The 11,280-nt window shown below is 72.8% G+C and carries 9 protein-coding genes; 2 read left to right on the top strand and 7 right to left on the bottom strand.

The annotated features are described in order from the left end of the window. Nucleotides 1–10: 10 nt before the first annotated feature. From QFZ82_RS13735 to QFZ82_RS13750, 4 genes are read right to left on the bottom strand one after another with little or no spacing between them, the layout of a single operon-like run. Complete coding sequence (locus tag QFZ82_RS13735) at nt 11–709, bottom strand: ATP/GTP-binding protein (protein ID WP_373429279.1); 699 nt, start codon at nt 707–709, stop codon at nt 11–13. Next, nucleotides 690–1,100, bottom strand: a complete 411-nt coding sequence (locus QFZ82_RS13740; protein WP_307713444.1) for a DUF742 domain-containing protein — start codon at nt 1,098–1,100, stop codon at nt 690–692. Before QFZ82_RS13740 ends, QFZ82_RS13735 begins: the two co-directional genes overlap by 20 nt. Continuing rightward, on the bottom strand, nt 1,097–1,579 hold the full coding sequence (locus QFZ82_RS13745) for a roadblock/LC7 domain-containing protein (protein WP_307713445.1): 483 nt from the start codon (nt 1,577–1,579) through the stop codon (nt 1,097–1,099). Before QFZ82_RS13745 ends, QFZ82_RS13740 begins: the two co-directional genes overlap by 4 nt. After that, nucleotides 1,576–4,821: a nitrate- and nitrite sensing domain-containing protein gene (locus QFZ82_RS13750; RefSeq protein ID WP_307713446.1), complete on the bottom strand. Its 3,246-nt coding sequence runs from the start codon at nt 4,819–4,821 to the stop codon at nt 1,576–1,578. The genes QFZ82_RS13745 and QFZ82_RS13750 overlap by 4 nt, the downstream gene beginning before the upstream one ends. A gap of 647 nt (nt 4,822–5,468) precedes the next feature. On the opposite strand from QFZ82_RS13750, the gene QFZ82_RS13755 reads away from it, so the two are divergent. Then, on the top strand, nt 5,469–6,254 hold the full coding sequence (locus QFZ82_RS13755; RefSeq protein WP_307717711.1) for a hypothetical protein: 786 nt from the start codon (nt 5,469–5,471) through the stop codon (nt 6,252–6,254). A gap of 31 nt (nt 6,255–6,285) precedes the next feature. On the opposite strand, the gene QFZ82_RS13760 is transcribed toward QFZ82_RS13755, so the two are convergent. Beyond that, nucleotides 6,286–6,768: a MarR family winged helix-turn-helix transcriptional regulator gene (locus QFZ82_RS13760; protein WP_307713447.1), complete on the bottom strand. Its 483-nt coding sequence runs from the start codon at nt 6,766–6,768 to the stop codon at nt 6,286–6,288. A 231-nt stretch (nt 6,769–6,999) separates the two neighbouring features. Here QFZ82_RS13760 and QFZ82_RS13765 point away from each other — a divergent pair, with 231 nt between their 5' ends. Continuing rightward, a complete protein-coding gene (locus QFZ82_RS13765) occupies nt 7,000–7,830 on the top strand; it encodes a lysozyme (protein WP_307713448.1) in 831 nt (276 codons plus the stop codon). Nucleotides 7,831–7,902: 72 nt separating this feature from the next. Here QFZ82_RS13765 and QFZ82_RS13770 read toward each other — a convergent pair whose 3' ends face one another. Both QFZ82_RS13770 and lon read right to left on the bottom strand, forming a co-directional pair. Next, nucleotides 7,903–8,700 (bottom strand): pentapeptide repeat-containing protein, encoded by a 798-nt coding sequence (locus QFZ82_RS13770; protein WP_307713449.1) that lies wholly within the window; start codon nt 8,698–8,700, stop codon nt 7,903–7,905. Nucleotides 8,701–8,849: 149 nt separating this feature from the next. After that, nucleotides 8,850–11,261: an endopeptidase La gene (lon, locus tag QFZ82_RS13775; protein ID WP_307713450.1), complete on the bottom strand. Its 2,412-nt coding sequence runs from the start codon at nt 11,259–11,261 to the stop codon at nt 8,850–8,852. Between the last annotated feature and the right edge of the window lie 19 nt (nt 11,262–11,280).

Raw genomic sequence — 11,280 nt, forward strand, 5'->3', positions numbered from 1 at the left:
GTTCGGGAGGCTATTCGGGGGTGGCTTCGAGGGCGTGGGCGACGAGCGCGAGCAGCGACTCGATGACCGTGACGCGATTGCGGGCGTCCATGATCACCACCGGCACGTGGGGCGGCACGGTGAGGGCCTCCCGTACGTCCTCGGCCTCGTAGGCGGTCGTTCCCTCGAAGTGGTTGACCGCGACGATGTAGGGCAGCCCGCAGCTCTCGAAGTAGTCGAGGGCCGGGAAGCAGTCCGCCAGCCGCCGCGTGTCGGCCATCACGACTGCCCCGATCGCCCCGCGCACCAGGTCGTCCCACATGAACCAGAAACGCTGCTGGCCGGGTGTGCCGAAGACGTAGAGCACCAGGTCGTCGTCGAGCGTGATGCGGCCGAAGTCCATCGCCACGGTCGTGGTGGTCTTCTCCGGCGTGGCGGTGAGGTCGTCGGTCTCCTCGCTGGCCCGGGTCATCAGTGCCTCGGTCTGCAGCGGGGTGATTTCCGAGACCGACCCGACGAAGGTCGTCTTGCCCACGCCGAAACCGCCCGCCACGACGATCTTGGTGGCGATGGGGGCACGGGTGGTGTCCAGCTCCCACGCCTGCAGATTCTCTTCGGGCCGCACGGTGTCCTCGGGGCGCGCGTCCGCCGCGGCCGGGGCGCTCGACGCGTCCTGGTCGTGCGGGGCGTGCGGTCGGGCGAGGAGCGTGTCAGAGGCGGCGGAGTCCACTCAGCACCCTTTCGAGCAGCGCGCGGTCGGGCTGTCCGGTGCCGTGCCCGGTCCCGTACACACGGATCTTTCCCTGGTCGGCCAGGTCGCTGAGGAGCACCCGGACGACACCCAGCGGCATCTTCAGCAGCGCCGATATCTCGGCGACGGTACGCATACGGCGGCACAGCTCGACGATCGCCCGCAGCTCGGGCATGACGCGTGTCGAGAGGTCGCCGCCGGGCAGCTCGCGGCGCTCGGGCGGGGCCTCGAGCGCGGCGACGAAGGTCTCGACGAGGAGCACGTGGCCGAAGCGGGTGCGGCCGCCGGTGAGCGAGTACGGGCGTACGCGGGCGGGCCTGCGTCCCTGGCCGCGTACGGGGAGTGTGGAGGACGAGGCGGCGGCTGTCATCGGGCGCTCTCCATCGATTTGCGCAGCTCGCTGCGGACTTCGGGGGTGAGTACGTGTCCGGCGCGGCCGACGAACAGAGCCATGTGGTACGCCACGATGCTCATGTCGCAGTCGGGGACGGCATGCACGCCGAGCAGGGAGCCGTCGCTGATCGACATCACGAAGACGCTGCCCTCGTCCATGGCGACCATGGTCTGCTTCACCTTGCCGCCGTCCATCAGCCCGGCGGCGCCGATGGTGAGGCTGCCGATGCCGGAGACGATGGTGGCGAGGTCGGCGCTGGAGCCGCGGGGGCCGTCACGGCGTGCCGGATCCGCTGGGGCCGTGTTCTGCGCGGGGTCGGAGGAGAGCAGGAGCAGGCCGTCGGACGAGACGACGGCGACCGAGCGGACTCCTGGCACCTCCTCCACCAGATTGCCCAACAACCACTGCAGATTGCGGGCTTCGCTGCTCAGCCCGAATGTGCCGGTCGCAGTCAACTGCGTGCCTCCTCGACTGTGTCCCCCGTCTCTGTGTCGGTGTTCTGCTCGTCGGTTGCCCGAGTGGCCTGCTGCGCGCCGCTCTGCGCGATCTCGGCCTCGGCGTCGCGCCGGCCTTCCTGCGCGCCACGATGGAAGCCGCCGAGCCGGCGCCGCAGCGCCTCGGCGTCGACGCTCCCGGTGCGCCCGGCGGGCGCGGTGGACGGTGCGACGATCTTCGGGGTCCGTTTGGGCAGGCCCTTGTCGGTGACCCGGTCCGAGGTGACGTCGTCGGCGGGCTGCTCGGGCAGCCGCATGGAGAACGTCTCCTCCTCGATGTCCTGGGGCTCCCCGTCGGCGGTCCGCTCGTGCGCCTCCCGCTCCTCCTCGGCGGCCCGCACGGCCCGCTCGGCGGCCTCGACGAACGGGTCGGCCGGGAGGAAGGGCTCCACGGGGGCGCCATGCCCGGCGTCGGCCACGGGCTCGGCGTGAGCGCCGGGGGCGGTGGTGCCGTGTGCCACGGCGGACGCGTGGTCGGCGTCGGCCCCCCGGTCCGCGTGCGGCGCAAGGTCGGAATGAGCGCCGAGGTCGACGGGAGCGGCCTGGCCCGCGCCGGACGCACGCTCCGCGTCGGCCGCGTCAACGGCGGCGAACGGGTCGGCGTGCGACGCCAGATCGGGCGAGGACGCGTGATCCGCATCCGCCGCACCGACGGCGAACCCGTCCGCATCGGGCGCACGGTCCACGTGAGCGCCGAGCGACGCAGAGTCGGCCGGAGCCGCCTGACCCGTGGCAAACGGGTCGGCGTGCGACGCCAGCCCGGACGATGACGCGTCAGCGCCCCGGTCCGCGTACGGCGCGGGGGTGGCGTCGGCAGGCGCAGCGTCCGCAGGCGCAGCCGGGTCGGCGTCGGCCATGGGGGCGCCGTGAGCGCCGAGCGACGTGGAGCCGGCGGGAGCGGCCTGACCCGCGCCGGACGCCCGCTCGGCGTCGGAAGCGGGCGCGTCGGTGTCGGCCGGCCGCTCCGCGTGCGACGCATGGTCGCCGTCCGCCGCGGACGTACCCTCCGGCTGGGCGGGGCGGCGGGCGCTCGGGGGCAGGGTGTTGGAGTTCGCCTCCGCCGCCGAGCCCGGCAGGGTCAGCGCCGGGCCCGCGCCCGGGACCGGCGTCTGCCGGGACGCCGTCGCCGGCGGGCCGTCCGGCAGCAGCGCCGCCGGGACGACGACCACCGCCGTGATCCCGCCCTGTTTGTGCTCGCGCAGCTGGATCCGTACCCGGTGACGCGCCGCCAGCAGCGCGGCCACCCGCAGGCCGAGCCCCTCGGTCTCGCGGCCGGTGTCGCTCTCGTACGTCTCCGGGTGCTTCAGCCGGTCGTTGAGCTCCTCGATGCGCGCCTCGGTCATGCCGATGCCCGCGTCCTGGACGGAGAGCATCACCTCGCCGCTCTCCAGCAGCCAGCCCGACATCTCGACCTGCGCGTCCGGCGGGGAGAACGACGTGGCGTTCTCCAGCAGTTCGGCGACCAGGTGGCTGAGGTCGTCGGCGGCGAAGCCCGCGACCTGGGCGTGCGGCGGCAGGGATTGGATGACGACCCGGTCGTAGCGCTCGATCTCGCTGACCGCGGCGCGCAGGACGTCGACGAGCGGGACGGGGCCGACGTGGCCCTGGCCGTGCTCGGCGCCCGCGAGGACCAGCAGGTTCTCGCTGTGCCGGCGCATGACCGTGGCCATGTGGTCGAGCTTGAAGAGGGTGGCGAGCCGCTCGGGGTCCTGCTCGCGCTCCTCCAGGTTCTCGATGACGCCCAACTGGCGTTCGACGAGGCCGAGCGTGCGCAGCGAGAGGTTGACGAAGGTGTGGTGGACGGTGTGGCGCAGGCGCTGCAGCTCGGTGGTGAGCTCCTCGGTGCGCTCGCCGAGCTCGGCGCGGACCTCGGCCAACTCGGTGGCGAGCGCCTCGCGCGAGCCGGTGAGGCCGCCGCGTTCGGCGTCGAGGTGCCGGACACGCGCACCGAGGTCCCGCAGCGTGCCGTGCAGGCTGTTGAGGGACCGTACGACCTGGGCGAACTCGTCGTTGCGGCCGGTGAAGCGGACCGGCTCCTCCGTCTCGGGCGACTCCGCGAGCCGGGCGGCGCCGATGCGCAGGACGGCGAGCGGGCGGGTGAGCGTGCGCGAGACGGCCGCCAGCACGCCGATGGTGACGACGAGCAGCCCGCCGAGGAGCGCGATGCGTACTTCGAGCGCGGTGACGTCGTCGTCGCGCAGGTGCTCGATGCGCACCAGCCGGTCGGCGGCGAGTGCCGTCTCGGCGCCGCGCATCTGCTCGATGCGGGCGGTGAGCGCGGCCTCCAGCTCGGACCGGTCGGTGCCGCGCTCGGACGGGGAGAGGCGGGGCTGGTCGGTGAGGCGGGCGAGAAGGCTCTCGGCGGCCTTGACCTCGGGGCCGGTGACGGTGGCGGCCAGGTTGTCGCGGGCGTCCTTGCCCGCGGCCTGGTCGAAGTCGGCGAGGGCGGCGAGTTCGCGGACGCGGGCCTGCTGGGCCGCGGCGGTGAGCTCGTTGCGGGTGCGGGCGTCGGCGCCGGAGTCCTCGGCGGCGGTCTGTACGGGCAGGCCGGTGGCCGGGTCGTACGTCAGCCGGGTCTCGGGCTGCGGCACGGACAGCGCGGCAAGCAGCAGTCCGCGGGCGGCGGACGCCTGCTCCACGGCGAGCCCGAGCGCGGCGGGCGCGCGGGTGGCCTCGGCGGCGCGCGGCGGGGTCTTCTCGGCGAGCTCGTCGGCGAGGGCCTGGAGCTGGTTGATGACCGCGGTGTAGGCGCGGTGCACCTCCAGGGGGGCACCCGTGCCGGTGAGGGCGGTGCGGCGCACGCCGGGCAGGGAGGCGAGTGCGCGGCGCAGGTCGGTGTGGTCGTCCGGCACGGCGGCGCGGATCTCGCGGATCTGGCGGTCGACGCGGGCGCTGAGGGTCGCGGAGAGCTTCGGCGCGTCCGCGGCCTCGCCGTCCCCGCCCCCGTCCGCGCCGTCGTTCCCGGAGTCGCGGCCGGCGGCGACGTAGGCGGTGACCTCGTCGCGTTCGTCGGCGAGGGAGTGCGCGAGGGTGACGGCCTGGCGGTCGAGCTCCGCGAGGGTCACCAGGCGCTGGGCCTCGGTCAGTTCCGAGGAGGTCGCGAGGACGCCGGGTGCTCCGGCGCCGACGACGACGAGGCCGACGACCGCCACTCCGGCGACGAGCCGGCTGCGTACGCGCGCGCGGCGCCCGGAGGGGGTCATGGTGTCCTGCGCGGGGCCGGTGCTCGGCGCGGGTGCCGTGGACGGCCCGGGACCGGTGCTCGGCGCGGGTCCCGCGGATGGCCCGGGACCGGTGCTCGGCGCGGGACCGGTGGTGTGCGCGGGTCCCGTGGACTGCGCCGGGAACACGGAGGCCCCGGCGGGGGTCCGGACGGCTTCGCCCTGTCCCTGCGGAGGCAGGGGGGCCGCAGGGGCCGGGACCTGGAGCTCGCCTGCCGTTCCAGTGGGCCTGTCGCCCTTGCCCCGAGGCCGCTTCTTCTGCACCGGTGCTCGCAATCTTGCTTGACTCGTCCACCCATGAAGCAGAGATGACGACCGGTCACACGCGAGAGCCCCACCCCTGGTACGGCTTCCGACCATTCCAGTGCCTTTGGGAGGGAGGCGCGCATCGGCCGCTCCGCCACCCGAACGAGTGAACAACATCCCTGAGTTGGCGAACAACTTTCCCGAACGCCGACACGCCCGGCTCCCGGCGTGTGGGTTGGACCTGGGAGCCGCCCTTTGGCAGGATGCGCGCCCGCAGCTTCGCACAGCGGTCCATTTGGGTCGAAGCAACCCCTCTGACCTGCTAGTACGAGCCAGTCCCTGCGATGTGAGGGTGATGCGGAGGAGTCATGCAGACTGAGGACATGCGCATCGAACTCGCCACTGCCCCCGGTGCCCCGGAACGCCTCAACGAGGACTGGGCCTCGGTGGCTCTGCCCGCATCGGGACAGGGCGGAACGCTCGTGGTCCTGGACGGAGTGACTCCACCTCAGGGCGACGCGGGATGCGTGCACGGGGTTCCGTGGTTCACCGCCCGACTGGGCGGCGCCCTGGTCGAACTGTCCGGTTCGCGGCGTGATCTGCCCCTGACCGGCGTCCTCTCGGAGGCGATCCGGCGCACCGCGGACGCCCACCGGGGCACCTGTGACCTTTCTCACGTGCGAACGCCCCAGGCGACGGTGGTCCTCGCCCGGTGGGGCGGAGCGGCCGACGAGGTGGAGTACCTGGTGCTCTCCGACTCGACGCTGCTGCTGGAGTCGGCCGACGGCTCGGTCCGGGCGGTGCTGGACGACCGGCTCGACCGGCTGCCCCGGGACGCGCTGCGCACGCACGCGTCGGCCGACGCCCTGCGCAACGCCGAGGGCGGGTTCTTCACGGCGGCGGCCGACCCGGCGGTGGCGGAACGGGCGGTGACGGGCGGCGTCGCGCGCGAGGACGTACGGGCGGTGGCGGCGCTGACCGACGGCGCGTCGCGCTGGGTGGACATGTTCGCGGAGGGCGACTGGGCCGCGTGCGTGGGCGTGCTGCGCAAGGAGGGCGCCCAGGCGCTGATCCACCGGGTACGGGCCCTGGAGACGGCGCGGCAGCGTACGGGCGCGGTCCGCCACAAGCTCCACGACGACGCCACGGCGGCTCTCGTGGAGCTGTGAGGCGCCCGGGCGTTCGTCGCCGCCCGGGTGCTCAGCCCTCCGCGCGCGCGTTCAGCTGGTGCAGGAGCCGGGCCAGTTCCGCGACCTCGCGCCGGTCCCAGCCGGCCAGCTTGCTCCGGTAGCGGTCGCGGCGGGCATCGCGCACATGACGGAATCGCGCCACCCCTTCCTGTGTGAGCCGTACGAGGGAGGCACGGCCGTCGGCGGGATCGGGCTCACGGGTGACCAGCCCCAGTTCCTCGAGGGCCCGCAGCTGCCGGCTCATGGTCGCCTTGCCGACGCCGAAGTACCCGGCGAGTTCGGTGGCGCGCTGCTGTCCGGCCTCCTCCAGGCGTACGAGCAGGCCGTAGGCGGCGGGTTCCAGGTCGGGGTGGACCTCGCGCGCCATCTCTCCGGACGAGGCCCTCGCGCGGCGCAGGAAGACCGACAACTCCCGCTCCAGCGCGAGGAACTCGCGGTCCACACCACTGCTGTCATTGGGGCCGGCTTCACTCGCCGTACCGCTTTCGTACACGTCAGCACCCCTCGTGCGCTTTCCCGGTGATGAAAGTTTCTTCCGGCGGCTCGCGTCGCCGCAGCTCGGCAAGTATTTCGCAGGCGTAGACCAACGGCGGCGGCCCGGCCCCCTTCCTCGGCGCGTTCTACGTGCGTAGCGTCCTGCATGGCATGTCCACACCATGCAGATCCGCCACGACATGTCGACACATCGTCAGATCTCCCCCACCGAGGTCTTCGGAGGCACGCCATGCCCGTGCACAGATCCGGAACGACCGGACGCAAGCGACTCGCTGCGGCCGGCACTCTCCTCGCAGTCCTCTCCCTCCTCCTCGTCGCCCCCGGCTCCGCCACCGCGGACCCCAAGCCAAGGCCCGAGCGCGGCTCGGCGCACATGGGCATGGGCGTCATCGCCCATGACGGCCAGGGCGGCCTCCCCCCGGACACCCGCGCCGTCCAGACGGAAGGCGTCGACGTCTCCAGCCACCAGGGCAACGTCGACTGGGCCGCGCTGTGGAACAGCGGCGTCAAGTGGGCCTACGTCAAGGCCACCGAAGGCACGTACTACAAGAACACGTACTTCACGCAGCAGTACAACGGCTCGTACAACATCGGCATGATCCGGGGCTCGTACCACTTCGCCACCCCGGACACGGCCTCCGGCGCGGCCCAGGCCGACTACTTCGTGAACAACGGCGGCGGCTGGTCGCGGGACGGCAAGACCCTTCCGGGCGCGCTCGACATCGAGTGGAACCCCTACGGCCCGGCCTGCTACGGCAAGTCGCAGGCCGGGATGGTCACCTGGATCCGCGACTTCCTGAACCGGTACAAGTACCGCACCGGCCGTGACGCGGTCATCTACACGGCGACCAGCTGGTGGAAGCAGTGCACCGGCAACTACTCCGGCTTCGCCGCGTACAACCCGCTCTGGATCGCCCGCTACAACACGACGCCCGGCGAGCTCCCGGCGGGCTGGGTCTACTACACGATGTGGCAGTACACGTCGTCCGGGCCGATCGTCGGTGACCACAACAAGTTCAACGGCGCGTACGACCGTCTTCAGGCGCTCGCCAACGGCTGAGCCCCGCGTCGCGCCCCACCGGCCCGTCCGCTGATCCCGTCCCCGCTGCCCCGTCCCGTATCGCGCCGGCCGTCACGACCAGTGCGCGGGGCGGGTCAGCCCCTCCGGCAGGCGGGTGGCGCCGTCGCCGCGGGCCGCGTTCACCTGCGGCTGGGTGAGGAAGATGCTGCCGGTCAGGTCGGCGCCCGACAGGTCGGCGTCCCTGAGATCGGCCCCGATCAGGTCGGCCTGCCGCAGATCGGCGCCGCTGAGGTCGGCGGCGATGAGATACGCGCCCCGCAGACTCGCACCGCGCAGATCCGCGCCGCACAGCCGGGCGCCCATCAGGTCCGCGCCCCTGCGGTCCTTCTTCTTGCGCCCGCTCCCCGCGCGGACCAGTTCACTGGTGCGCAGCAGCAGGACGTTCACTTCCTGGCGGTGGGCCGCGACGTCCAGCTTCAGCAGGGCGTCGGCGTCGAGGCCGGTCAGCCGCTCGATCGTCTCCCGCTGCCGGCGCAGAGCGTCGTGGACCTCGCGGGCGGCGTCGAGCCGCAGCGCCTCGTTCACGTACCAGAGCAGTTCGTGCAGGTGCCGGACGACGGGGAAGACCCGGAACATCTGCTGGGCGGTCTCCGGGGCCCGGCGCCAGTCCGTACCGCCGTAGGTGACCTGCGAGACCTGCTGACCGGCGCCGAAGCAGTCGTAGACGGTGCATCCCTGGAAACCGCTCGCGCGCAGCCGGCTGTGGATGCCGCAGCCGAAGTCGGTCCGGAGATGGGCGCACGGTGTCCCCGCGTCCTTGTTCACGGCGAAGTCGGCGGAGGCGGTGAAGGGCAGCGCCACACAGCACAGCCCGAAGCAGTTCGCGCAATCGGCCTGCAGGGATCTCATCCGTCCATTGTGCGGGACCGCGAGCACGGGACGGGCCCGGCCATGGTGCGGGACCGCTCACAGGCGAGGACCCGGCCGATACGGAACCGCTTGCACGGGACGGGCCCGGCGGTGGATCACCACCGCCGGGCCCGTGCGCCGTCGTACCGTCAGGCCGCGGCCGTCACCGGCACCTCGGCCGGGGAGAGCGCGAGCTCCAGCACCTGCCGGACGTCCGTGACCGGGTGGACCTCCAGCTTGTCGAGGATCTCGGCCGGCACGTCGTCCAGATCGGCCTCGTTCCGCTTGGGGATCACGACCGTCGTGATGCCCGCGCGGTGCGCCGCCAGCAGCTTCTGCTTCACGCCGCCGATGGGCAGCACCCGGCCGGTCAGCGACACCTCGCCGGTCATCGCCACATCCGTGCGCACCTGGCGTCCGGAGAGCAGCGACGCGAGCGCCGTGGTCATCGTGATGCCCGCGCTCGGGCCGTCCTTGGGCACCGCGCCCGCCGGGAAGTGGATGTGCACGCCCCGGTCCTTGAGGTCGGCGACCGGCAGTTCGAGCTCGGCTCCGTGCGAGCGCAGGAAGCTCAGCGCGATCTGCGCGGACTCCTTCATCACGTCGCCGAGCTGCCCGGTCAGGGTCAGCCCCGCGCCGCCGGTCTCCGGATCGGCGAGCGACGCCTCGACGAACAGCACGTCGCCGCCCGCGCCGGTGACCGCCAGTCCGGTGGCCACACCGGGCACCGCGGTGCGGCGCTCGGCCGGGTCCTGGGCGGACTCGGGCACGTGGTGCGGCCGTCCGATGAGCCCGCGCAGCTCACCGTCGGTGACGGTGAACGGCAGCTCACGGTCGCCCAGTTCGTGCTCGGCCGCCACCTTGCGCAGCAGCCGCGCGATGGACCGCTCCAGGTTCCGCACGCCCGCCTCACGGGTGTACTCCCCCGCCAGCTTGCGCAGCGCCGAGTCGTCCAGCGTGACCTCGCCCGGCTCCAGGCCCGCCCGCTCCAGCTGGCGCGGCACGAGGTGGTCACGGGCGATGACGATCTTCTCGTCCTCGGTGTAGCCGTCGAGCCGTACGAGCTCCATCCGGTCGAGCAGGGCCTCGGGGATGGCCTCCAGCACGTTGGCGGTGGCGAGGAAGACGACGTCGCTGAGGTCGAGTTCGACCTCCAGGTAGTGGTCGCGGAAGGTGTGGTTCTGCGCGGGGTCGAGGACTTCGAGCAGAGCCGCCGCCGGGTCGCCGCGGAAGTCGGAGCCGACCTTGTCGATCTCGTCGAGCAGGACGACCGGGTTCATGGAACCGGCCTCCTTGATCGCGCGGACGATACGGCCGGGCAGGGCGCCGACGTAGGTGCGCCGGTGGCCCCGGATCTCCGCCTCGTCCCGTACGCCGCCGAGGGCGACGCGCACGAACTTGCGGCCCATCGCGTGCGCCACGGACTCGCCGAGCGACGTCTTGCCGACACCGGGCGGGCCGACGAGGGCCAGCACCGCGCCGCCCCTGCGGCCGCCCACGACCCCGAGACCGCGCTCGGCACGCCGCTTGCGCACCGCCAGGTACTCGGTGATCCGCTCCTTCACGTCCTGCAGGCCCGCGTGCTCGGCGTCCAGGGTCGCCTTGGCGCCCTGGATGTCGTAGGAGTCCTCGGTGCGCTCGTTCCAGGGCAGTTCGAGGACGGTGTCGAGCCAGGTGCGGATCCAGGAGCCCTCGGGCGACTGGTCGCTCGCGCGCTCCAGCTTCTCGACCTCCTTGAGGGCGGCCTCCCGCACCTTCTCGGGCAGGTCGGCGGCCTCGACGCGGGCCCGGTAGTCGTCCGACTCGTCCTCGCCCTCCTGGCCGTTGAGCTCGCGCAGCTCCTTGCGCACGGCGTCCAGCTGGCGGCGCAGCAGGAACTCGCGCTGCTGCTTGTCCACGCCTTCCTGGACGTCCTTGGCGATCGACTCGGCCACCTCCTGCTCGGCCAGGTGGTCGCGCAGCTGCTCGGTGGCGAGCTTGAGCCGGGCCACCGGGTCGGTGGTCTCCAGCAGCTCGATCTTCTGGGGAGTGGTCAGGAACGGCGAGTACCCGGAGTTGTCGGCGAGCTGCGAGATCCCCTCGATCTGCTGCACGCGGTCGACGACCTGCCAGGCACCGCGCCTCTTCAGCCAGTCGGTGGCCAGCGCCTTGTACTCCTTGACCAGCTCCGTGACGGCGCCGGGCAGCGGATCGGGAACGGTCTCCTCGACGACGGCGCCCTCGACCCACAGAGCCGCGCCGGGACCGGTGGTCCCGGCGCCGATGCGGACGCGGCCGACACCGCGGATGAGCGCGCCGGGATCGCCGTCGGACAGCCGGCCGACCTGCTCGACCGTGCCGAGGACACCCGTCGCGGCGTATGTGCCGTCCACGCGGGGAACGAGCAGCACCTTCGGCTTGTTGCCGGAGGGTCGGGCGGCAGCCTGGGCGGCCTCGACCGCGGCCCGTACTTCGTTGTCGGACAGGTCGAGCGGCACGACCATGCCGGGCAGTACGACCTCGTCGTCCAGCGGCAGGACGGGCAGGGTGAGCGGTGAGTGAGCCGTGATATCGGCAGCCATGATCTCCCCTTAGGCAGTC

Origin of the sequence: Streptomyces sp. V4I23, assembly GCF_030817975.1 — a bacterium.
Classification (GTDB): domain Bacteria; phylum Actinomycetota; class Actinomycetes; order Streptomycetales; family Streptomycetaceae; genus Streptomyces.

What these genes read in the sequence shown, in the direction of transcription:
- QFZ82_RS13750 (WP_307713446.1), bottom strand. Translation starts at nt 4,821, where the DNA reads ATGACCCCCTCCGGGCGCCGCGCGCGCGTACGCAGCCGGCTCGTCGCC.
- QFZ82_RS13740 (WP_307713444.1), bottom strand. Translation starts at nt 1,100, where the DNA reads ATGACAGCCGCCGCCTCGTCCTCCACACTCCCCGTACGCGGCCAGGGA.
- QFZ82_RS13765 (WP_307713448.1), top strand. Translation starts at nt 7,000, where the DNA reads ATGCCCGTGCACAGATCCGGAACGACCGGACGCAAGCGACTCGCTGCG.
- QFZ82_RS13755 (WP_307717711.1), top strand. Translation starts at nt 5,469, where the DNA reads ATGCGCATCGAACTCGCCACTGCCCCCGGTGCCCCGGAACGCCTCAAC.
- QFZ82_RS13770 (WP_307713449.1), bottom strand. Translation starts at nt 8,700, where the DNA reads ATGAGATCCCTGCAGGCCGATTGCGCGAACTGCTTCGGGCTGTGCTGT.
- lon (WP_307713450.1), bottom strand. Translation starts at nt 11,261, where the DNA reads ATGGCTGCCGATATCACGGCTCACTCACCGCTCACCCTGCCCGTCCTG.